The organism is Bermanella marisrubri (assembly GCF_012295615.1).
Classification (GTDB): domain Bacteria; phylum Pseudomonadota; class Gammaproteobacteria; order Pseudomonadales; family Oceanobacteraceae; genus Bermanella; species Bermanella marisrubri.
The window spans coordinates 1,629,100-1,651,499 of the sequence record NZ_CP051183.1; the positions used below are offsets into that span (position 1 = coordinate 1,629,100).

At 45.2% G+C, this 22,400-nt stretch carries 25 protein-coding genes; 20 read left to right on the forward strand and 5 right to left on the reverse strand.

What is annotated here, in order from left to right; genetic code table 11:
* Positions 1-25 precede the first annotated feature (25 nt).
* Positions 26-277, forward strand: a complete 252-nt coding sequence (locus tag HF888_RS07415) for a hypothetical protein (protein ID WP_007017690.1) — start codon at positions 26-28, stop codon at positions 275-277.
* Positions 278-294: 17 nt separating this feature from the next.
* Here HF888_RS07415 and HF888_RS07420 read toward each other — a convergent pair whose 3' ends face one another.
* Complete coding sequence (locus HF888_RS07420; protein ID WP_007017691.1) at positions 295-945, reverse strand: hypothetical protein; 651 nt, start codon at positions 943-945, stop codon at positions 295-297.
* A gap of 77 nt (positions 946-1,022) precedes the next feature.
* Positions 1,023-1,340: a hypothetical protein gene (locus tag HF888_RS07425; protein WP_007017692.1), complete on the reverse strand. Its 318-nt coding sequence runs from the start codon at positions 1,338-1,340 to the stop codon at positions 1,023-1,025.
* A gap of 119 nt (positions 1,341-1,459) precedes the next feature.
* On the opposite strand from HF888_RS07425, the gene HF888_RS07430 reads away from it, so the two are divergent.
* Together HF888_RS07430 and HF888_RS07435 are read left to right on the forward strand one after the other, a co-directional pair.
* Positions 1,460-2,704, forward strand: a complete 1,245-nt coding sequence (locus tag HF888_RS07430) for a lipoprotein-releasing ABC transporter permease subunit (protein WP_007017693.1) — start codon at positions 1,460-1,462, stop codon at positions 2,702-2,704.
* Positions 2,694-3,377: an ABC transporter ATP-binding protein gene (locus HF888_RS07435; protein WP_007017694.1), complete on the forward strand. Its 684-nt coding sequence runs from the start codon at positions 2,694-2,696 to the stop codon at positions 3,375-3,377. The genes HF888_RS07430 and HF888_RS07435 overlap by 11 nt, the downstream gene beginning before the upstream one ends.
* On the opposite strand, the gene HF888_RS07440 is transcribed toward HF888_RS07435, so the two are convergent.
* Complete coding sequence (locus HF888_RS07440) at positions 3,371-3,898, reverse strand: DUF2062 domain-containing protein (RefSeq protein ID WP_007017695.1); 528 nt, start codon at positions 3,896-3,898, stop codon at positions 3,371-3,373. The genes HF888_RS07435 and HF888_RS07440 overlap by 7 nt on opposite strands.
* 187 nt (positions 3,899-4,085) lie before the next feature.
* Between HF888_RS07440 and HF888_RS07445 the strand changes: the two genes are divergently transcribed.
* Genes HF888_RS07445 through HF888_RS07470 form a run of 6 tightly spaced genes read left to right on the forward strand, consistent with a single transcriptional unit; the run spans position 4,086 to position 10,225 of the window.
* Positions 4,086-6,254, forward strand: coding sequence for a DNA internalization-related competence protein ComEC/Rec2 (locus HF888_RS07445; RefSeq protein ID WP_007017696.1), 2,169 nt, complete (start codon positions 4,086-4,088; stop codon positions 6,252-6,254).
* Positions 6,255-6,272: 18 nt separating this feature from the next.
* The gene (locus tag HF888_RS07450; RefSeq protein WP_007017697.1) at positions 6,273-6,902 is read left to right on the forward strand and encodes a MotA/TolQ/ExbB proton channel family protein; all 630 of its coding nucleotides are present in this window, start codon (positions 6,273-6,275) and stop codon (positions 6,900-6,902) included.
* A 3-nt stretch (positions 6,903-6,905) separates the two neighbouring features.
* Positions 6,906-7,319: an ExbD/TolR family protein gene (locus HF888_RS07455; RefSeq protein WP_007017698.1), complete on the forward strand. Its 414-nt coding sequence runs from the start codon at positions 6,906-6,908 to the stop codon at positions 7,317-7,319.
* A 2-nt stretch (positions 7,320-7,321) separates the two neighbouring features.
* Positions 7,322-9,064: a lipid A export permease/ATP-binding protein MsbA gene (msbA, locus tag HF888_RS07460; protein ID WP_007017699.1), complete on the forward strand. Its 1,743-nt coding sequence runs from the start codon at positions 7,322-7,324 to the stop codon at positions 9,062-9,064.
* The gene (gene lpxK, locus HF888_RS07465; protein ID WP_007017700.1) at positions 9,064-10,044 is read left to right on the forward strand and encodes a tetraacyldisaccharide 4'-kinase; all 981 of its coding nucleotides are present in this window, start codon (positions 9,064-9,066) and stop codon (positions 10,042-10,044) included. Before msbA ends, lpxK begins: the two co-directional genes overlap by 1 nt.
* A complete protein-coding gene (locus HF888_RS07470) occupies positions 10,037-10,225 on the forward strand; it encodes a Trm112 family protein (RefSeq protein ID WP_007017701.1) in 189 nt (62 codons plus the stop codon). The genes lpxK and HF888_RS07470 overlap by 8 nt, the downstream gene beginning before the upstream one ends.
* An 8-nt stretch (positions 10,226-10,233) precedes the next feature.
* Here the strand turns inward: HF888_RS07470 and HF888_RS07475 are convergent, their stop codons facing one another.
* On the reverse strand, positions 10,234-10,932 hold the full coding sequence (locus HF888_RS07475) for a murein hydrolase activator EnvC family protein (protein WP_007017702.1): 699 nt from the start codon (positions 10,930-10,932) through the stop codon (positions 10,234-10,236).
* A 162-nt stretch (positions 10,933-11,094) separates the two neighbouring features.
* Between HF888_RS07475 and HF888_RS07480 the strand changes: the two genes are divergently transcribed.
* Positions 11,095-11,550 carry a low molecular weight protein-tyrosine-phosphatase gene (locus HF888_RS07480; protein WP_040297744.1) on the forward strand — a complete coding sequence of 152 codons (456 nt, stop codon included), beginning with the start codon at positions 11,095-11,097 and terminating at the stop codon, positions 11,548-11,550.
* Between the two features lies 1 nt (position 11,551).
* Positions 11,552-12,559: a UDP-N-acetylmuramate dehydrogenase gene (gene murB, locus HF888_RS07485; protein WP_007017704.1), complete on the forward strand. Its 1,008-nt coding sequence runs from the start codon at positions 11,552-11,554 to the stop codon at positions 12,557-12,559.
* A 107-nt stretch (positions 12,560-12,666) separates the two neighbouring features.
* Here murB and rne read toward each other — a convergent pair whose 3' ends face one another.
* Positions 12,667-15,288, reverse strand: a complete 2,622-nt coding sequence (gene rne, locus HF888_RS07490) for a ribonuclease E (RefSeq protein ID WP_007017705.1) — start codon at positions 15,286-15,288, stop codon at positions 12,667-12,669.
* Between the two features lie 414 nt (positions 15,289-15,702).
* Here rne and rluC point away from each other — a divergent pair, with 414 nt between their 5' ends.
* The 9 genes from rluC (at position 15,703) to acpP (ending at position 22,386) form a co-directional block, all read left to right on the forward strand.
* Positions 15,703-16,659, forward strand: a complete 957-nt coding sequence (gene rluC, locus HF888_RS07495; protein ID WP_007017706.1) for a 23S rRNA pseudouridine(955/2504/2580) synthase RluC — start codon at positions 15,703-15,705, stop codon at positions 16,657-16,659.
* Complete coding sequence (locus HF888_RS07500) at positions 16,659-17,309, forward strand: HAD family hydrolase (RefSeq protein WP_007017707.1); 651 nt, start codon at positions 16,659-16,661, stop codon at positions 17,307-17,309. The genes rluC and HF888_RS07500 overlap by 1 nt, the downstream gene beginning before the upstream one ends.
* Before the next feature lie 52 nt (positions 17,310-17,361).
* Entirely contained in the window at positions 17,362-18,330 is a 969-nt protein-coding gene (locus HF888_RS07505) for a S49 family peptidase (RefSeq protein WP_007017708.1), read from the forward strand.
* A gap of 90 nt (positions 18,331-18,420) precedes the next feature.
* Positions 18,421-18,963, forward strand: coding sequence for a YceD family protein (locus HF888_RS07510; protein ID WP_007017709.1), 543 nt, complete (start codon positions 18,421-18,423; stop codon positions 18,961-18,963).
* Between the two features lie 10 nt (positions 18,964-18,973).
* Entirely contained in the window at positions 18,974-19,153 is a 180-nt protein-coding gene (gene rpmF / locus HF888_RS07515) for a 50S ribosomal protein L32 (protein WP_007017710.1), read from the forward strand.
* 5 nt (positions 19,154-19,158) lie between these two features.
* Positions 19,159-20,157: a phosphate acyltransferase PlsX gene (gene plsX / locus HF888_RS07520; RefSeq protein WP_007017711.1), complete on the forward strand. Its 999-nt coding sequence runs from the start codon at positions 19,159-19,161 to the stop codon at positions 20,155-20,157.
* Between the two features lie 112 nt (positions 20,158-20,269).
* The gene (gene fabD, locus HF888_RS07525) at positions 20,270-21,190 is read left to right on the forward strand and encodes an ACP S-malonyltransferase (RefSeq protein ID WP_007017712.1); all 921 of its coding nucleotides are present in this window, start codon (positions 20,270-20,272) and stop codon (positions 21,188-21,190) included.
* Between the two features lie 6 nt (positions 21,191-21,196).
* Positions 21,197-21,928 (forward strand): 3-oxoacyl-ACP reductase FabG, encoded by a 732-nt coding sequence (fabG, locus tag HF888_RS07530; protein ID WP_133308457.1) that lies wholly within the window; start codon positions 21,197-21,199, stop codon positions 21,926-21,928.
* A 224-nt stretch (positions 21,929-22,152) separates the two neighbouring features.
* On the forward strand, positions 22,153-22,386 hold the full coding sequence (gene acpP, locus HF888_RS07535; protein ID WP_007017714.1) for an acyl carrier protein: 234 nt from the start codon (positions 22,153-22,155) through the stop codon (positions 22,384-22,386).
* Positions 22,387-22,400: the final 14 nt, after the last annotated feature.

Genomic DNA, 22,400 nt, shown 5'->3' on the forward strand with positions numbered 1-22,400 from the left:
TGTGTTTTTGTTTTGGATAACGAAGATGACGTTAATAGAGACGCGGCGCACCAATGCTATCGCCATCATGAAAGAAAACGCGCTTGACGAGATTGAGTTTGCTTTGTGCTTAGGTCGAGAGGAGTCAGAAATAGCGTCTATTTTGTCACCAAATGGCAAAAAGATTTCCGACAGTTTGGCTCGCTTAATGGAGCAGACGTTCAGTAAGCCCAAGTTGTGGCTAGATCAAGGTACCGCTGATTCTGCCTCAGGCCCGAGTTTTGATTTGTTTGGTTGATCCGTCGTGTATTAATTTTAATCCACGGTTTTTGGGTAGAGTAGTTTGAAAATCAATTGTTGGTTGGTGCTTTCGAGTTCTACAGTCCCGTTGCCTGAAGAATAAACACCAGTAGGGTAGTTACCCGGATTTGGAATAATGAATTCAAACCCATCAGCGGTGATTGTCTGTTGAGGCCCCATTAGACTTCCAGAGCTTTGACCTTGAAACGTGTTCAAATATTGAGCCATATGCTGATTTGTTATTGTGGCATCAGCCGGTAGATTTAACCCCTCACGGACCAAGTTTTGTGCGTACTCTCTTTGTTGTCGCGCTGCTTCATTTTCAAACGTGGGTATGGCTAACACGGAACTATTTTGCAACTCATAGTTGGTGAGTTGGTCATTGGCTGTATTGGGTAGTTCTTGTTCAATAATCAATCGTTGTTGATATTGTTGCTGAGTTTGCTGCTGCTCTTTCTCGTTTTCTGCAATGATTGGCTCACCTGGGCCTACTTTGAAATTCAAGGGTTGTTTTGGCTGGGGAGTATTTTTGACGGGCTTTTGTTTTACTACGATATTGCCATCTTTAATATAAGCTTCTGTCATTTCACTGTTACTGAGCTCCTCAACTTGGGCCAATGCATTCACGCTGTATAGAGTCATAATGACTAAAATATACTGTTTCATGTTGTGGTCCTCAGTGTGTGGTGGCAACTATTCCCAGTAACTTTATCGCCAAGGCCTAAGCCTGCTAGGCGATGTTTTTACTTATTACGTTTATCTACGCTGTGAATGACTGCATTGGTTTCAAAATATACAGAGAAGTTTTCGTAATCCCAGCGCTCGATTGGAGGTGTTCCTTTTGCTGGGTGTTTCTTAATCGGCACACCAAATCGCTTCTCAACGGTCATTTTGGTCGCTCCGCGCTGAGGTAAATCTTTCGCGTGGAGGCTGGCTTTGTTTGACAGGGGCATTTTAATGGTCGTGCCTGTGTTTATTTCTGACGCTGGATGATTGTCTGCTGCTGCAACTAAGCTCAGGCAGAGTGCGATTGTTAATATGAATAATTGCTTGATTTGCATGATTAAGAACCAAAAGCCTGTTTTTACACTCAGTTTAGCGTCAAAAAGTGATGAACACCATTTCCTTTGATAGCGCTTTTCTTTAGGCTATACGCGTTTTATAAATATGTAGCCTATCTATGTTGAAAAATCTTCCCATTGCAATTGGACTGCGATACACGCGAGCGAAGCGGCGCAATCACTTTATCAGCTTTATCTCTGCTATATCCATGGCGGGTCTTACTTTAGGCGTTGCTGTTCTTATCTTGGTACTCTCGGTGATGAATGGCTTTGATCGTGAATTGCGTCAACGCATCCTAGGAATGGTACCCCATGCAGCTGTAATGGGAGAGAAGCAAGGTATATCTAACTGGCAGGACGTGGCAGCTCAGATAGCAGATCGCGACGATGTACTAGCCACAGCTCCTTTTATCCAAATTCAAGGCATGATGAGTTATCGGGGGCGCGTTTCTGGAGTGATGGTTACAGGTATCGAACCTGAGTGGGAAGAACGGGTTTCAATACTGCCTGATTTCATAGAGCAAGGAGATTTTTATTCGCTTCAACCTGGTGATTATGGTGTTGTGATGGGCGAATTATTGGCTCGCAAATTAGGGGTTACGCTTGGAGACAAGGTCACTCTCATTATGCCCGAAGCCAGTTTAACGCCAGCCGGTTTAATGCCGCGTTTGAAGCGTTTTGAAGTAACAGGCGTGTTCGCAGTCGGCGCTGAAGTTGATGCCAATTTTGCATACATCAATATGCAAGACGCGGCCCGCTTGACGCGAACCGATGGAGCACAAGGTATTCGCCTATTGACCGATGATCTGTTTAAAGCCCCTAAAATTGTTTGGGACTTACGCATGGATTTGGACGGCATTTATGGTGCTTCCGATTGGACGCGTACACATGGCAACTTATTCCAAGCTATTAAAATGGAAAAAACCATGATCGGCTTGTTGTTGCTTATTATTGTTGCTGTCGCCGCTTTTAATATTGTTAGTACTTTGGTGATGGTGGTAACCGATAAGCAGGGTGATATAGCGATTCTGCGGACGATGGGTATGTCGCAGAGCAAGATCATGGGCGTTTTCATGGTGCAAGGATCTGTGATTGGTGTCGTAGGGATCGTTGTGGGCACACTACTGGGGATTTTATTGGCACTTACTGTTAGCGATATTATTGCGTGGGTCGAACAAATTTTGGGTATTCAGTTTTTAAACGCCAATGTCTATTTCATTAGTTATTTGCCATCTGAGCTTCGATGGATGGATGTGGTGATTGTGACAACCAGTGGCTTATTGTTGAGTTTTTTGGCGACTTTGTACCCAGCTTATCGTGCCTCAAAAGTGAATCCAGCGGAGGCCTTACGTTATGACATCTAAAGCCGTTTTATCTTGTATCGATTTAAATAAAGCCTACAAGGTAGGTCCAGAGTCTGTTTCGGTTATTCAGGATTTACAGTTGCAGTTGAATGAAGGTGACTGGATTTCCATCGTCGGTGCTTCTGGCTCGGGTAAAACTACCTTACTGAATATGTTAGGTGGTTTAGATGATCCCTCAACGGGCAGCGTATTGTGGGGGGAGCAAGATATATTCAAGTTAAACCGAAAGCAGTTGGATGCATTGCGCAATCAGTATCTAGGGTTCGTGTATCAGTTTCACCATTTATTGGCTGAGTTTACTGCGCTAGAAAATGTTGCAATGCCTTTATTGATCGGTAGAACCAAGCAGGCTGACGCATTAGCTGCAGCAAAAAACATACTTGATAAAGTCGGTTTATCCCACCGCTATGACCATAAACCCGCAGAGTTGTCTGGTGGTGAACGCCAGCGGGTAGCTCTAGCGCGAGCGCTTGTTGGCAAACCGAAGTTGGTTCTATTGGATGAGCCAACAGGTAATCTAGATGAACACACGGCTCAAGACGTACAGAGCTTGATAGCAGAATTAAATCGTGACTTAGGAACGGCTTTTGTCGTTGTAACACACGATTTAACGTTTGCAGCAAAAGCGTCCCAGCAATACGTGCTTATGAACGGTCAGTTGCAAGCTCAGTGATGAGCTTGCTGTCGTTTTAGTTGACGCTTTTTCCAATTATGCACGACGTGCCAACGCCAAAAGAGGCGCATACCCACGTAGCCCATTGCTGAAAACAAAACGCCGCAAATCAATGAGCCGAGCAGTAAAGGCTGCCAAATAGCCCCCAATTCTGTCATGACCCATTCCATGGATAATTCTATTTGAAACGATCTAGTGGGCAGTCCCAAAATCACCGTTCCTACTTTATAAGTAAAATAAAAGATTGGGGGAATGGTGATTGGATTGCTAATCCACACTAAGCCAATAGAAATGGGTAAATTACTGTTTACCCAAATACCTACGATGGCCGCAGCTACCATCTGAAATGGCATAGGCATAAACGCAAAAAAGACTCCAACCATAAACGCTCGTGAGACACTGCGGCGATTTAAGTGCCAAAGGTTGGGTTCGTGAATTTTATCGCCCAAGAATTTCAGAGACTGGTTGTCTTTTATAGTCTGAGGATTGGGGAAGTATTTTTGTAATATCTTCTTGGGCATGACATTTTAAACTCATTTTGTTGAAACCTTCCTGGTAACAACGCATTAATCTCTGCATGGCGATGCTGCTATGGCGCGCAATTATGCCTATATTGTGCACTCGTGACTAGTCGCGGGGCCAACCTACCAATTATTACAATAGATTAGCCTAGTGACGGTATTGTGAAACCAAGATAGGGAATATCCGGTGTCCAATAAGGCTTTTTCACTGCGTGTAGTGTCGCTCGGTTTTGTTTTGGGGGTTGCTTCTGGGGCCTTGACGTTTGGCTTGGTGCTATTGCTAGCCCCTTTTTGCTGGCTGGTGTCTATTCCTCTCGTTCAAACACGTCCTCTTGTGGTGTCTCTCACGCTAGGCTGGTCTTGGTCTGCAATCGCTTGGTTTTGTGTGGAGCACGATGCTTTATCAATTTCTGTACGCCAAGTTGAGGCAACCATCATAGCCGAGATTGATGCCGTTTTTCGCAAAGATAATTTCAGTAGGATCAACCTGCAGACCGATAACGGTAAGCAATATCAGGTGAATTGTTATCAGTGCCCCTATGAATTTTCTGTTGGAGATCGATGGCAACTGGACGTGCGTCTGAAGCCTATTGTCAGCTTTCATAATCCACAGGGTTTTGATTATCGAAACTGGATGCTTGCACAAGGGTTTCATGGGAAAGGCTATATTTCCACTAAGTCGCTTGCTAATAAACGCTCAGTCGCCGGTGGTGATTCTATGCAGGTAACACTTAGGCGTCTGCTGCCAGGGCAAGATTTTCCGCTGCTGAATGCGTTAGTGTTAGGTGATCGAGATTATTTAGATGCGTGGCAAAAAAGAACGTTATTTGATGCAGGGATAAGCCACTTGTTTGTCGTATCAGGGTTGCACGTAGGTATGTTAGCACTGTTTTTGATGGGACTTACCGCTTTGCTTTCGAGGGTGTTTTTATTGATTGGCGGCTATTCATATCGATGGATTGGCATTGCAGTGGCTGTATTAGCAGGGGTTTCATATGCTTGGATCTCTGGATTTGCGGTACCAGCATTGCGAGCGGCTATGATGCTTATGCTTGCTCTCGTTTTTTGGTATTGGCCTGGAAAACGATCACCACTGGATGCATGGCTATGTGCGGCTGTCTTGGTGGCTATTTTCTATCCTCTACAGTTTTATCTTTTGGGTACTTGGCTTTCTTTTTCTATCGTCTTGGCTTTGATCATAGGCTTTGCGGGTAGTGGAACAGTGAGCTTTTGGCGGGCTCTGATAAGAAGTCAGAAATTGGCTTTTTTGGCAGGGGCAATCGTTCTTGTCTTTTTCAATCAGTATGTTTCCGTATCAGGGGTTTTAATTAACTTAATACTTATCCCAATCTTTAGTTTTGTGATTTTACCGTGCTCGTTTCTCGCGTTGTTGGCTGCGTCGTTGGGCAATATCCAAGGAATCATTTATGTGGAGGAGGCCATGCATTGGGTATTGTATTGCCTACATGTAAATCGTGAGTGGGTGGATTGGTGGCCAAACATTCACGCTGATAACAAGTGGTTAATGATTGTTGCTCTCTCATTATTGTTATTTCCACGCGTGTTTCATCTGAGGTGCTTCGCTGCTGCAGTCATGGTAGTTGCTTTGAGCATGCCTGCGTCTTCGCCTGATCAAGGTGGTTTTAAGTTAACCATGTTGGATGTGGGGCAGGGTAGTTCCGCTCTGGTGCAAACTAAAGATCATGCTGTGCTAATAGATACGGGCGCTTCATTTGCAAATGGTATGTCCATGGCTGACTACGTGGTATTACCTTTTTTACGGCAGCGCGGTATTGATCAATTGGACAGGTTGCACATCACGCATGAGGATAATGATCATAATGGTGGGGTGAGTCATATAAAGCGTCGTAGTGATCAAGTCGTTAGGCAACAGAGTTGCGCTGCTGAAGAGTGGGTTTGGGATGGAGTATCCTTTCAGCAGTTTCAATCCCCGAATCATAAACAAGGCAATGACGGGTCTTGTTTGCTCAGTGTTAAGGCGGCAGGCGGTGATCGACTATTGTTCACAGGTGATATTGAAGAAAGTGCCGAAAGAGCACTACTAGCTTCAGGGGTGAATCTAAAGGCCGAGGTTTTGATGGTGCCTCATCACGGCAGCAAAACATCAAGTAGTGATGAGTTCATTGCGCGTGTCTCGCCATCTATCGCCCTGATCTCGGCGGGTGTTCATAGTAGATATGGGCATCCACATGCAGAGGTTCTGCAGCGATTTGCTCAAGAAAACATCAAAGTTTTGAATACTGGCTCGCATGGAGCCATTGAAGTGGACTTTCCTCCTAGACAAGCGGCCCACATTGTTTCAACATACCGCCCTTACCACAGAATCATCGAATAAGAAGTTCAGGAGCTCAGATTGAAAGAGTTAGTTTTTGCTGGTGGCTGGATGATGGTGCCACTGTTGTTGGCCTCAGTGCTTGCAGTTGCCATCTGTATTGAACGTTTTTGGACTTTGCGCCCAAGTAATATCGCACCCAAGCATTTGCTGGCTGAGATGTGGGCTCTTATCAAGAAAAATGAATTGACCCCAACACGCTTAAAGCAAATTAAGCAAGAAAGTCACCTTGGCTCCGTGCTGGTGGCAGGATTGACCAATTCAAAGCATGGTCGCGATATTACTAAAGAAGCTATTGAGCAGGCAGCATCCCAGTCGATTCACGATATGGAGCGTTTTTTGACTGCGCTCGGTACTATTGCGGCTGTTACTCCTTTGATGGGGTTGCTGGGTACTGTGTTAGGCATGATTTCCGTTTTCAACGAAATCATGGCACAAGGAACGGGCAACGCCGCTGTGTTGGCGGGCGGTATTAGTGAAGCTCTGATTACTACGGCAGCAGGTATGATAGTGGCAATCCCTTCACTGATTTGTTATCGCATTTTTACTCGTCGTATTGATGAAATAGTTGTGTTTATGGAACAAGAGGCCATGAAGCTGGTGGATGTGCTGCACGGTGATCGTGAAGTATCTGAGGCCGCTGAGGGGTAGCCTGTGAATTTTAAACGCCAAAGCAAAGATGAGCTAAGTCTTAATCTTACGCCGTTGATCGATATCGTTTTTTTGCTGCTGATTTTCTTTATGGTGTCCACCACTTTCACAAAAGAAAACCACTTGGCCATTAACTTACCGGAGGCCAGCGGTGAGGCCAGTGAGGCACCTAAAAAGATGATTGAAGTAGTGATCGATAAAAGTGGTCAATACAGCATCAATGGACAAGCTCTACTTAGCAATAAGTTGGTTACCATTAAGCAGGCAGTACAGAAAATGGCGGGCGACAATCGCGATATACCTTTCATTATCACTGCAGATGCATCGACACCTCATGAATCCGTGGTGAGAGCGATGGATGCGGCAGGGCAGTTGGGCTTTTCCCGTTTGAGTATCACCAGTAAGCAAGCTAAATAGTCATGACTGAAACCCCGAGCTCTTCAGATTGGGCGCTTTATAAGCGCCTCTTTTCATATGTTTTAAAATACAAACTCATGTTCTTTGTAGCCATCTTTGGTTTTGCACTGTACGCATCAAGTGCACCCATGTTGGCGCATCTAATGGTGGTCATTGAAGCGACTTATCACAACCCAACCGAGTGGTCGCGTTTCTTATTGGTTTTAATGATTCTTGGGATTTATTTGTTTCGTGGTGTTGGTAGCTTCTTAGGAGACTATTTTCTGGCGAAAGTTGGTCGAACCGTTGTGCACAACCTGAGGACTCACGTATTTAACCATTATCTGCTTTTACCAAATGACTTTTATGACAAGCATGCAAAAGGGCATTTAATTTCTAAAATCACTTTTGATGCAGAACAAGTATTCGGTTCAGTTACCAACGCTGTTACCAGTTTAATTCGAGAAGGTTTAACAGTAATCGGTTTGCTTGCTTATATGCTTTGGATGAACTGGAAGCTCACCATGGTCTTTTTCATTGCTGCACCTTTCATTGCTTTTGTTGTTAGCAAAGCCAATGGTTATTTTAAGCGCTATAGTCGTAATGTTCAGGGCAGCATGGGAAAAGTGACACAGGTCGCAGGTGAGTCTATTAATGCTTATCAAGAAATTAAAATCTTTTCTGGTCAAGACTACGAACGCAACCGATTCGCTAAGGCAAGTGACGGAAATCGCCGGCAAACCATTAAGTTTTTAGGTGTAAAGGCGATAAGTGTTCCTGTAATGCAGATGATTGTGGCATTTGCAATTGCCAGCTTGATTTGGGTTGCGCTCGATCCTCGAATTATTGCTGATATGAGTTTTGGTGACTTTATGGCTTTTGTTACGGCAGCCAGTACGCTTGCCAAGCCTATGCGTACGCTTGCGAGTATTAATTCTCTAATTCAGCAAGGCATCGTGGCAGCAAAAAGTATGTTTGATGTGTTGGATGAAATACCAGAACCTGACCATGGTAGTTATCGAGTAAACCGCGCGGATGGCGAGTTGCAGATATCTAAGTTGAGCTTTTCTTATCCAGATAGCGATGAACAGGTGTTGAACGCTATCGACTTACATATTAAACCAGGGCAGAGCGTTGCTTTGGTTGGACAGTCTGGAAGTGGGAAGTCGACGATTGTAAGTTTGTTGACGCGTTTTTATGATGCCAATCAAGGGCAAATAAAACTCGACGGTCGCGATTTAAATGAATTTGATTTGGCTAATTTACGTGAACAGATCTCTTTAGTGAGCCAATCAGTTACCCTATTTAATGATACTGTCTATAACAATATTGCTTATGGAGACCTAGCCAACAAGACTGAGGATGAGGTATACGCAGCTGCCAAAGCTGCTCATGCTTTGGAGTTCATAGAGGAAATGCCTGAGGGTATGCAAACCCTTATCGGCGATGACGGTGTAATGTTGTCTGGTGGGCAGAGGCAGCGTTTAGCCATTGCTCGAGCAATTTTGAAAGACGCTCCGATCTTAATTTTGGACGAAGCGACTAGTGCCTTGGATACGCAGTCTGAGCGTTATATACAAGAAGCGCTTGAAACACTCATGCAGGATCGTACGAGCATTGTGGTGGCACACCGATTAAGTACCATTGAGAAAGTGGATTCTATTGTGGTTATTAATCAGGGTCGAATCGTCGAGCAAGGTAGTCATGAAGAGCTGCTAGCGCGTGGCGGTGCATATAAAAATCTTTATGAGATGCAATTTACCTAATGCTTGAGCGTCTTTTTAACAAGGCCTGGTACGGCACTAGTCGATGGACACTCTGTTTGCTGCCTTTGGCTTGGTTGTACGCCTGGGTTGTGAAACGTAAACGCCGCCAAGCGATGGAGCAAGAAAAAACATCTCCGGTTACGACGATTGTGGTCGGCAATATCACTGTTGGTGGTACGGGGAAAACACCGATAGTTCAAGCTCTAGTGCGTTTTCTCAAGAAACAAGGCTACCAACCAGGGATTATTTCCCGTGGTTATGGTGGTGACTGTAATGTGTTTCCTCATCTGATTGAGCAGCATGATACCGTGTCATGGACAGGTGACGAGCCTTTCATGCTTGCAAAAAGCCTACAGGTGCCTGTGGTGATTGATCCTGTTAGAACTCGCGGAATTCAGCGGCTGATGGAGCAGGGGGTGGATATTGTTGTCTCAGATGACGGTTTACAGCATTACGACATGGCAAGGGATATTGAAATCTGCGTAGTGGATGGCGTACGAGGTTTAGGGAACGGTAATGTTTTGCCTGTTGGGCCATTGCGAGAGCCTTACGAACGCATTAATAGCGTTGATTTTGTTCTGGCTAGCGGACATGTAAAAGAAGTGGAATATCAATTCTCTTTTCATCCACGAGCTTGGGTTAATGTGAAAACCAATGAGGAGCGTCCTGTCGATTCGTTGGAATTGCAGGGGCAGTGTAGCGCTATAGCTGGAATTGGTAATCCGCAAAAATTTTTTAACACGCTTGAAGCGTTAGGGGTGGAGTTTCAATCAAAAGCCTTTCCAGATCATCACGCTTATAATGAGGCGGATTTTCGTGATTTGGCACCCGTTGTGTTGATGACAGAAAAAGATGCGGTCAAGGTCGCTAATTTTGCGCATGAGAACATGTGGGCGTTATCAATTGATGCGAAATTGGATCTAGTATTTTATACTCGGTTTAGTGAAAAATTATCCCAGTTAAGGGGTTGTGATGGATAAAAAACTCATTAGTCTTATGGTGTGTCCAATGTGTAAGGGCGCGTTAAAGTATGATAAAGACGCTCAAGAACTTATTTGTAAATTCGATGGTGTAGCTTATCAAATAAAAGATGGCATTCCCGTCATGCTGGCAGAAGAAGCTAGACCCCTGACGGTTGATGAAAAGCTCGCAAAAAGCTAGTTGGTTTATTAATTTTTCAGGTACAAGAAAGGATCTTGTGCCTCGCCGTTATGTCTTACTTCGAAATATAACCCGCTTTTACGACCTTTGCGTTCTCCAGCAGCGGCGATAAGATCCCCCGCCTTTACCTTGTGTCCTTGTTTAACATAGTTACTATAATTGTTTCCGTAAACTGTGATCAAATTGTCTTTGTGCTTCACTAAGATAAGATTACCTAAATGTTGAATGCCTTTGCCGCTATATATGATCTCACCATCTGCCACGGCTACGACAGGGTCACCTAGCTTTGTTTGAATATAAATACCCTTACCGACTCGATTATATTCAACGTCTTGTAGGTTCTTGGTTTTTTCTAGTGGCCATGAGTAAAATGACTCCAATTGTTCTGTCTGCTTTACCTCAGTTTCGCTAATACTGGTTGCGGGTATTGAGATTTGAAGTGGCATAAACTCTCTTATGGCGAGTGCGGCGCTGGTGAAGCAGAGTAGGGCTAATACAAGGGTCAGCGCTAAATGCTTCATGGTTATCTGCTGTTTATACATAATTGAAAGATGCGCTTCTACACGATGAAGTCGCTTATCCATCTTGCTTACCCGATTGTTTAACCCCATTAAAAAGCGAGCTTTTCCCTCTTCTTTGGGTTGGGTGGTTTTCAAGTTAAACTTGGATGTCGATACTGAATGTAAGTTGGCGTGCTTTGCTTGCATGATCGTATACTTGAGGTTTCGTTACTTGGTGCAAAGCATATTCTTTGCCAATGCGTTAAAATCTTGGCTTTATTGGTTTATTTAGTGGTTTTGTGTTCCAGCAGAGGCAAGATTCTTCCGCTTGCGCTTGGAGCCGTTCGTAGATTTGGAGGTAATGCGGCAATGAAGGTACTGTTTGTTTGCTTAGGGAATATTTGTCGTTCACCCACGGCCGAAGCCATTATGCGGCATATGTGTCAGCAGCAGGGCTTAGATTGGGAAATCGATAGTGCGGGTACAGCAGCGTATCATATTGGTAAATCACCAGACGATCGTTCGCAAATGGCTGCAGCCAAGCGCGGAATTTCCATGAAAGGCCAGCGTGCGCGACAAGTGACGCAAGAAGATTTCTATCATTTTGACTACGTATTTGCCATGGATCGACAGAATTTTGAAAACCTTCAGTCGTTACAGCCTGAAGAAGGTAAAGCAAAGCTGTTTTTGTTTTTAACTGAATTCGGTTCATTTGATGATAGCGAGGTCCCTGATCCTTATTACGGTGGAGAGCAGGGCTTTGAATACGTAATTGACTTATTAGAAGACGCTTGTGCAGATTTAATTGAAAAGGTGGCTCGCTAAAATGCAGGTACGCTGTGATGTTTCTCTGAAGCGGCACAATACCTTGCAGGTAGATGCCGTTGCTGAGTATTTTTGTTCGGCTGAAAGCGATGAAGATATTCAATATGCTATTGACTATGCTCAAGAAAAATCCCTTGATATTAAGGTATTGGGCGGTGGTAGTAACGTGGTTATGTCATCACGGGTGCAAGGCTTGGTGCTTTTGGTAAATAGCGCAGGTGTTCATGTTGTAAAGCAAGATGATGTGTCGGTTTATTTAAAAGTAGCGGCAGGGGAAAATTGGCATGAGTTTGTCATGTGGTCGCTAAGCCAAGGCTATTATGGTTTAGAAAACTTGGCTTTGATACCGGGTTCCGTTGGCGCTGCGCCGGTTCAAAACATTGGTGCGTATGGTGTTGAGGTCGAACGCTTTATCTGCAAAGTAGAAGCATTTGATTTGAGAACGGGTGAATTGAAGGAGTTTGATCGTACTGAGTGTCAGTTTGCCTATCGAGAGAGCATCTTTAAAAATGAATGTGATGGTCACTATGTGATTGCTAATGTGGTTTTTCGATTGAATAAACAAGCTGATGTGAAAGTAGAGTACGCACCACTTAATCAGATGACTGAAGAACAAGGGCTGCCAACACCATTGCAATTAGCGCAATGGGTAATTGATGTGCGCAATCAAAAGCTTCCTAACCCCAGTGAACTACCCAATGCCGGTTCATTTTTTAAAAATCCAGTCGTGAGTAATGAGAAGTTCAGGGATTTAGAGCAACAATATCCAAGTATGCCTCACTATGTGCAGGAGGTTGGAGTGAAGCTTCCGGCCGGCTGGTTAATCGATCAGTTAGGATTGAAAGGTCATAGTTTTGGTTATGTTCGCATTCATGACAAGCAAGCATTGGTGTTAATTAATCAGGGTGGGACGGCAGAAGATATTGCCAATGCGACAAAGCAGATCAAGCAGAAAGTTAAGCAGGTATACGGTATTGAGTTAGAGCAAGAACCAAGGATGTTTGCTTAATCTTTGAGGGATTTGGTGCTTTGCTATGGAAATAAAAAAGGTGGGAATTTCCCACCTTTTTTTATGTAAAATAAAGCATGCAAGAAGTTCTTGCACGCTATATTTGCTTAACTTTCAGCTTCTTGCTGAGCTTGAGCTTGAGCTTCCAGTTGACGGCGACGAACTTCTCGTGGATCGTTTGGCGCGCGCTTCGGTGCAGTATCCGCAGTTTTTGTTTCCGTCTCGCTATTTGTGTCTGGCTTTTCTGCTGCTACTTGCTCAGTCTCAACCTTAGGTTCTGATTTTTCTTGCACTGGCTCAGCCTTTGGGGCTTCTGATTTTTCAGCCGCTACAGGTTCAGGTTTGCTTTCAACAACCTGTGCTTCTTCCTGCTTAGCTTTAGGCGTCTCAGTAGTTGCTGTATCTGCAATGCTTTGAGCGGGGCTTGCTATAGTCGATTCTGCTTGTGGGGCTTCTTTTACGAAACTCTCTTCGGTCGCGAATGGTTGCTCGCTACCCACGTTGTCAGTGATCGTATTACTCTCAATTGCTGGCTTTGCTGTTGAGTCTTTTTCCGCTTTCGGCTGCTCGGCTGTTTGTACCTGTGTCGAATGCTTAGTCTCAACCTTTTCCGTTTTTTCCGGAGTCGAGTTGGCCTTGTTTGTAGGCTTGGCCTCACTTTGTTTTTTAGCGTCAGGCTTCGCCTTTGCTTTCGGCTCTTCGACTTTGTTTGTACTTGATTTCGGCTGTTCTACTGCTTCAATTTTACGAGCAACCTTGTCGTCTAATGGCGCTTGTTGCTTGTTGCTGCGGTTGCGACGACGTGCCTGTTGCTTTGGCTTGTCGTTGGATTTTTCCGAGTTGTTATTCGGTTTTTTGTCCTGTTTGTTGGCCGCGTCAGGCTTGCTTGTGTTTTCTTGGCGACGGTTGTTGGTTTTACCGTTGCGTTGATTGTTGTTGCGACCACCATTGCTCTGGTTGCGGTTATCGCTTTGGTTGCGGCGATTATTGTTACGATTGCCGTTGTTGCGATTTTTATTGCCAGAATTGCTGCGGTTCGAGTTAGAACGATTATTGCTGGTCTTCTTCTTTGGCTCTTCTTCTGAGCTGAATAGACCGCTGATCGCAGAGCCGATTTTGCTTAACAAGCCGGGTTCTTTGGTTTCTTTTGGTGAAGGCGCGCGTGTTGTTGCAACGGCCTTAACTGCAGCCGTTTCACGTACTGGCGGAGTCGCCTCTGTAGCCAGCTCTTCTTCATACATGATTTCAAAGCTAACTTGATCAGCAACACTCTCACCTTCACGAACGCGCAGTACTTCGAAATGCGGCGTTTGGAAGTTGGGGTTCGGGATAATCGATATTTCCGCTGAATGGCGGCTCTCGATTGCAATGATGTCTTGACGTTTATCATTGCTTAAGAAAGAGCTAACTTCTAGTGGTACCACGGCACGTACCTGGGCTGTGTTTTCTTTAGCTGCTTCCTCTTCGATTAAGCGAAGTAGGGATAGAGCTAGAGAGCGCATGTCGCGGATTGTGCCCGTTCCGTCACAGCGAGGACATACGTGGCCGCTGGTTTCGCCAAGAGAAGGGCGTAGACGTTGACGAGACATTTCTAGTAAACCGAAGCGCGAGATGCGGCCTACTTGAACGCGCGCGCGATCAATTTCTAGGGCATCTTTCATGCGGTTTTCAACTTCACGTTGGTTTTTGTTTGATGTCATGTCGATAAAATCGATAACGATCAAACCACCAATGTCACGCAAGCGTAACTGACGAGCAATTTCGTCGGCTGCTTCTAGGTTTGTATTAAGTGCCGTGTCCTCAATGTCGCTGCCTTTAGTGCTGCGAGAGGAGTTGATATCGATAGAGATAAGTGCTTCTGTGGTATCAATAACAATCGAGCCACCAGACGGTAGTTTTACTTCGCGCTGATAAGCGGTTTCGATTTGCGCTTCAATTTGGTATCGGCTGAATAATGGTGTTGAGTCTTGGTAAAGCTTAATTTTATTCTCGTACTGAGGCATAACAGCTTGCACAAAGCTTAGGGCTTCGTCATATACCACAGGATCATCAATCAGAACTTCGCCGATGTCTTGACGCAGGTAGTCACGAATAGCGCGGATAACTACATTGCTTTCTTGTAGTAATAAACAAGGTGCATCACGACGATCATACGCACCTTTAATGGCGTCCCAAAGTTGGCAAAGGTAGTCTAAATCCCACTGCAGCTCTTCAGATGCGCGACCGATACCTGCTGTGCGTACAATGACGCCCATATTGTTCGGTACATTAACATCACGCATGGCATCGCGAATTTGGTTGCGCTCGTCACCTTCAATGCGGCGAGAAATGCCGCCCGCGCGAGCATTGTTTGGCATAAGCACAAGATAACGACCAGCAAGGCTGATCATGGTGGTCAGTGCTGCTCCCTTGTTGCCGCGCTCTTCTTTATCAACCTGAACAACTACTTCCTGGCCTTCTTCAATTACGTCTTTGATGTTTGGGCGACCAGAAGTGCTTTGCTTGAAGTACTCGCGAGAGATTTCTTTAAGTGGAAGAAAGCCGTGACGTTCAGCACCAAAATCGACAAAAGCCGCTTCTAGGCTTGGTTCTACTCGGGTGATTTTACCTTTGTAGATATTGGCTTTTTTCTGCTGACGGGTAGTAGGTTCTATATCTAAATCGTATAAGCGCTGACCATCAACCAGCGCAACGCGCAACTCTTCTGACTGAGTCGCGTTGATTAACATTCTTTTCATTTTTACTTCTAGAGCTCATGTTTGGCGTCTGAAACGCGGGGTTGAGCCTAATCAAAATATTTATGCGTGCTTCGCGTGGATATCTATACCAATTGTGTTTAGAACGACTGCTTCCACGCAGGGGTGTGAGGTCTAATCTTTATTATGCGCCTGACACCAACACGAAACATAAGCTGATTCTGCAAGACCCTCTTGCGTAATCAGAACGTATATTTCTTCGTTTTCAGTGGCAATTTGGCCACTGAAATCCAAAATTCCGGGAAGTTTTTACCTAACTCCCCCAGTTTACGTTATCATTCCGGCCTTTCTTAAGTCGGGGAACTGCCCCGAGTATTCACCGGAATGGCTGAATATAGCAAAGATTGCCATATCGTCAAACCGGTTTTTCTTAGGTACGAGTTTTATATGTCCGAAAATTCTAAGCGTGGCGTGCAGTTTGAGGAAGTAACAGCGGACTATGTTGGCCAGCGCATAGATAACTTTCTTATGTCTCGCATCAAGGGTGCGCCAAAATCCTTGGTCTATCGAATCATTCGAAAAGGCGAGGTTCGTGTCAATAAAGGCCGCATCAAACCTGAGTATAAGGTTAAGTTGGGTGATGTGGTTCGTATTCCGCCGGTTAAGGTGAAAGCTGAGGGTGATGCAGCACCAATCAGTAAAGATATGGCTGAGGGAATTGAGCAAAGTATTCTATTTGAAGATGACTATTTTCTTGCGGTGAATAAGCCCCGGGGCATGGCCGTACACGGTGGTAGTGGTATTAGTCTGGGGTTAATCGAAGTGCTGCGTAATTTGCGGCCAAAAGCTAAGCGATTGGAGTTGGTCCATCGACTCGACCGAGATACGTCTGGAGTGATCCTTGTTGCCAAGCGTCGCACTGCTCTGGTGGCCTTCCATAAAATGTTGCAGCGAAAGCAGGGAATGCAAAAGCGCTATTTGGCTTTGGTTTATGGTAATTGGCCCAAGCACCTCAAAGATGTAGAAGTGCCATTAAAGAAAAATGAGCTTAAGTCTGGCGAGCGATTGGTAAAAGTTGCTCAGGATGGCAAGCCGAGTCACACCCGTTACTCAATTGAGCGTAAGTTTAAAGGTTATACCTTGGTTAATGCTGAGCCTGTCACTGGGCGCACTCATCAGATACGTGTTCACTGCCAGTTTTCGGGTCATAACATTGTGGGTGATGAAAAGTATGCCACGGATGAAGAGTTGCAAGGGGCAAGGCAGCAGGGGGCTAGAAGGTTGTTTTTACATGCGCAATCTTTGCGTTTTAAACATCCTGAGACGGGCGAGAAAATGACAATTCAAGCTCCGCTTGATGAAGCCTTTGAGCAGTTTTTAAGTAGTTTGGATGCAAAACATTAATGAGATACAAAGCGGTTATTTTTGATTGGGATGGAACACTGGCTGATTCTACGGGCGGCATTGTGATGGCGATGCAATACGCTGCCAATAAGCTGAGAGTCGCATCGCGATCCGATTTTGATATTCAGCAAATTATTGGTCTTGGTTTGGCAGAAGCAATTCAAACACTGTGGCCCGAGCATGAAAGTGATGAAAAATTAGTATCTGAAGTTGCGGGGGCTTACGCTGAGTTTTATATGTCGGATAAGCGCCCGCCGATTAATTTGTTCGATAGCGTGACTGACATGATTGATGATTTGAGGTCTACACAGCACAAGTTAGGGGTGGCAACGGGGAAGGCGCGTCGAGGTTTGACTCGCGCATTGCAAGAAACAGGTTTGAGTCATGCGTTTCATGAAACACGTTGTGCAGATGAGACGCGATCTAAGCCTCACCCGTTAATGCTGGAAGAGCTACAGCAAGTTTTGGGTTTGGATGTTTCCGAAATGGTTATGGTCGGCGATACTCAGTTTGATATCGAAATGGGTAAGCGAGCGGGAATGTCGACCATTGCCATTACTCATGGGGCGCATACCCATGAAAAACTGACCCAAGCAGAACCTGACTACGTAGTACATTCTATCGAGGAATTGCATCAGTGCTTGCGCTAAGTATTGGTTAATTGTTATATCCGTTTTAATTATTTAAATAAGGAAATAAGGTATGTATCAAGATCCGGTTGAGCGACCTGATTCGGATAAAGAGTGGAAACTCATTGAGAAAATGGTCATGAACGTCAATGCTGAGCAGCGACGCTCTCGTCGATGGGGTATCTTCTTTAAACTGCTTACTTTTGTTTATCTTTTTGCTGCTATTTTAATTTTCATGCCGTCGGACGTTGATAGTTCGAAATTGGCCGCCAGTGGAAAATTCACCGCACTAGTCGAAGTGAGGGGGGTGATTGCTGACGGAGAGGAGGCATCAGCTGATATTATTGTGACGGGTTTACGAAACGCTTTTGAAGCGGAGGGCGCTCAGGCTGTTATTTTGCGTATTAATAGTCCTGGTGGATCTCCAGTGCAATCGGGCTACGTGTATGACGAGATAATGCGTTTAAAAGAGCTGCACCAAAAACCAGTGTACGCCGTGATTTCAGATCTTGGTGCCTCAGGCGCCTATTATATGGCAGCGGCGGCGGACGAAATTTATGCCGATAAGGCCAGTTTAGTCGGTTCTATTGGTGTTGTAGGTTCTGGCTTTGGCTTTGTTGATGCTATGGATAAGCTTGGTGTAGAACGCCGCCTCTTTACGGCGGGCGAGCACAAAGCGTTTTTGGATCCGTTCTCACCGCTTGACAAGAAAGAAGAGCAGTTCTGGGAGCAAGTTTTATCAACCACTCATGATCAGTTTATTGAGCAAGTCAAAAAGGGTCGTGGCGATAGATTAGTGGACAACGATAAATTGTTCAGTGGTTTGGTGTGGACAGGTGAACAGGCGTTGGGTTTGGGTCTCGTGGATGGCCTAGGCAGCAGCAGTTACGTGGCTCGTGAGCTTGTCGGCGCTGAAGACATCGTCGATTTCACGCCTCAACCAACGCCATTTGAGGCCTTGGTTGGTCGATTTGGAACGCAAATCGGAAAAGGAATTGCGTCCATGATGGGGCTGAATGGCATGGGATTTCAGCTACAATAACTTACACAGCAATCTAATTGCTTAAAAAAGCGCGTGAGTCCCTGATTTTGCAGGGAAATCACGTGTTTGGCTTTGACAAGCGGCGGAGGCATGAGTATTATCGCGCCCACTATGAACCAAGGTTTACTTCCAGTGCGGGTCGATCCGCTCAAAAGTGTGGAACAGCAGGCTGAATATTCAGGGTCACTTGCCATATCCAAGCTAGAGCGTTTACAAGACTTTCTACAGGATGCCAATGGTGATGTTCAGGTTGCATTGCAATTTGGACAAGATGAGCAGGGAATTTCTCTGCTTCGTGGTCAGTGCCAAGCTCCGGTCAAAATGACGTGTCAGCGCTGTATGCAGCCGGTAGAGGTTGAGCTGCAGACTGAGTTCGAGTTAGGCATTGTCTTCAGTGATGAACAAGCCAAGCATTTACCTAAATGTTACGAGCCTGTCATTGCCGATCACGATTCCTTAGAGTTATTGGACGTGATTGAAGACGAAGTGATCTTGAGTCTGCCCATGTACGCCTATCACGAGAATTGTGGTGAGCACGCAAGGGGTATACAAGGCCAAGAAGCTGAGCCAGAAAAAATCGAAGCGCCTAAAAACAATCCGTTTAGTGTGCTGGAGCAACTAAAGAAACAGTAGGAGAGCCCTGATGGCTGTTCAAAAAAGTAAAAAATCTCGTTCTAAGCGTGGTATGCGTCGTTCTCACGATGCGCTAACTACTCGCGCATTGTCTATTGACCCAACTACTGGTGAAACTCACCTACGTCACCATGTGACTGCTGACGGTTTCTACCGTGGTCGCAAGGTTGTAGCCGGTCAAGACGATTAATAGTCATGGTCACCATTGCTGTTGATGCAATGGGCGGGGATTTCGGTCCCCGCGTGACTGTCCCCGCAGTCCTCTCAGTTTTATCGCATCACCCTCAACTTCAAATCCTTCTTTTTGGCGATCGAGCCAAAATCGATCCTGTATTAGATCAATTCGACACCTGTAGTCGACTTCAGCTCGTGCATACAGAGCAAGCAATTTCGTGTGCGGATTCAGTTTCTAATTCGTTGCGTAAGCGAGAGTCTTCCATGCGTTTGGCATTAGATGCCGTGCATGATGGCAAGGCCAGCGGAATGGTGAGTGCTGGAAATACGGGCGCCCTTGTTGCTAATAGCCGCTATGTGTTGAAAACCTTGCTTGGTATTGATCGGCCAGCGTTAATTGCCAGTATTCCTAATGCCAAAGGGCATAGTTACTTGATGGACTTGGGTGCAAACCTAGAGTGCGACTCAGACAATCTTTGTCAGTTTGCCATCATGGGTTCGGCGTTTGCAGAAGCGATGGATGGCAAGCCCAATCCTACGGTTGCGCTATTAAATATTGGTAGCGAAGAGATAAAAGGCAACGAAGAAATTCGTTTGGCCAATGCTCACTTGAAAAGTTCTGAATCGGTTCATTATATCGGCTATGTTGAAGGGGATGATTTATTTACCGGCACCGCCGATGTAGTGGTGGCTAATGGATTTACGGGAAATGTCGCCTTAAAAACCAGTGAAGGCTTGTTACTGTATGTCGTGCAAATGATACGTACGGTTTTTGAGAAAAACTGGTATGGAAGAATAATAGGCGCCCTAGCACTGCCTATATTAGAAAAATTGCAAAAGGAATTTGAGCCCGAGTTGAAGAATGGTGGTGTATTGTTAGGAGTACAAGGAGTGGTTGTGAAAAGTCATGGCAAGGCGGATGAACGTGCTTTTCAAGGTGCGATCGAGAAAGCCTTAACTTTACATGAGCAGGCTTTGCTAGAAAAAGTATCTCGTCGCATAGAACAGGATGTGATCTAAAGGCCTTGGCTAATAGATAAAGTAATGGCCAGTAAGAAAATAAAACATCACTTTGTGTGCAGTGCGCCTCACTGCTATAAAGCAATAAAGTTAAGAAGTATCGGAACAAAATATGTCTAAAGTTGCAGTTGTCTTCCCCGGGCAGGGTTCTCAATCGGTTGGAATGATCTCTGATGTCATAGCTCAACACGCTATTGCTAAAGACACATTGTCGGAAGCGAATGAGGTCCTGGGTTTTGATTTACAAACCCTAATCGAAAGCGGTCCAGCTGACGAGTTGAATAGCACAGAAAATACACAGCCTGCTTTGGTTGCGGTAGAGGTTGCTCTGTGGCGAGCGCTAAATGAAAAGCTCGCAGCCGATATTATGGCGGGGCATAGTTTAGGTGAATATTCGGCTTTAGTTTGCGCTGGAGCATTATCCTTTTGCGATGCTTTGAAACTCGTGCGTCGCCGTGGCCAGTTAATGCAGGAGGCTGTGCCTGCGGGTGAAGGCGGTATGGCAGCAGTGCTGGGTATGCAAGATGATCAAGTAGAAGCCATTTGTGCTCAGCTTTCATCCTACAAAATTGTGCAGCCTGCTAATTACAATGGGCCCGGACAATTGGTGATTGCGGGTCATGCTGATGCGGTAGAAAAAGCCGCGGCACAATGCAAAGAAGCTGGAGCGAAGCGGGCCATGATTTTGCCGGTGAGTGGACCTTTTCATAGTGCATTGATGCAACCAGCGGCGGATGCCTTTGCTGGCTTTATTGCTGAAGTTGATATTAAGACCCCGAGTGTTCCTGTTTTACAAAACGCTAGTATAGAACTTGAAACAGATCCGAAACGTATCCGTTCAAATCTCGTAGCGCAGATAGCGTCTCCTGTTAACTGGACCAGGACAGTTGAGTTGTTAGCTGAGCAAGGTGTCGAATCAATTTTTGAAGTGGGTCCAGGCAAGGTTCTGACGGGCTTGAATAAGAGAATTGACAAGTCTTTATCTTCAAGTGTGATCAACAATTCAGAATCTATCGCGAATATTTTGGCATAGGGAGAAATTATCGTGGATCGAAAGATTGCGGTTGTCACTGGCGCAAGCCGAGGCATTGGACACGCCATAGCCCAGCAGTTAAAAGAAGATGGCTTTTTTGTTGTGGGGACAGCAACCAGTGAGTCTGGTGTCGATAAAGTAAAAGAGGCACTAGCCGATCAAGGAACTGCTATCGTATTGCGGCAGGATGATGTTGAAAGTTGTGATGGTTTCATAAAAGCGGTGGCCGAGTTGGGTCCAGTTTCAGTGTTGGTTAATAATGCGGGCATCACGCGCGATAATCTAATGCTGCGCATGAAACAAGATGATTGGGATGCGGTTTTAAATACCAATTTATCCGGCGTTTATCGCATCTGTAAAGGTTTCTTGAAGCCTCTAATGAAACAGAGGGGCGGGCGTATTATTAATATTAGTTCTGTTGTTGGTTCAATGGGTAACCCTGGTCAGGCGAATTATTGCGCCAGTAAAGCAGGAATTGAAGGGTTTACTCGCTCGTTGGCTGTAGAAATCGGTTCTCGTAACATTACTGTAAATGCGGTTGCCCCAGGTTTTATTGCGACAGATATGACCGAAGAGCTGAGTGATGAGCAACGTCAGGTCATGTTGAATAATATTCCACTGGGCCGTTACGGTGATGCAAAAGAAGTGGCGGCAGCCGTTTCTTTCTTAGCTTCTGATGCATCGAGTTACATAACCGGTCAGGTCATACAGGTTAATGGCGGCCTATTTATGGGCTGATTTTTAACCAGTTAATGGTTAATTTAGGCCATGATGTTGGAAATTAGTCGAATTTTTAGTGAATAATTCATTAATCTGAAGTCTATACCTTGATTTTGTGCTGAATATGTCAAGAATACGGGTACAGAATTTAGCTGGCCCGTTGGGTTTACCCGTATTGTGGTCGGAGTATAATGGCCCCGTTTACGGGAGCCCGAGGCTCTGAATAATAAACAGGATAAGTTATGAGCAGCATTGAAGAACGCGTAAAGAAAGTGGTTTGTGAACAACTTGGCGTAAAAGAAGAAGAGGCCAAGGGTACTGCACGCTTCGTTGAAGATCTTGGAGCCGATTCTCTAGATACAGTTGAGCTAGTAATGGCTCTAGAAGAAGAATTCGAAACAGAAATTCCTGATGAGGATGCTGAAAAGCTAACCACAGTTCAGGAAGCCATTGACTATATCATCGCTCACCTTTAATCGAGCGTGATGAG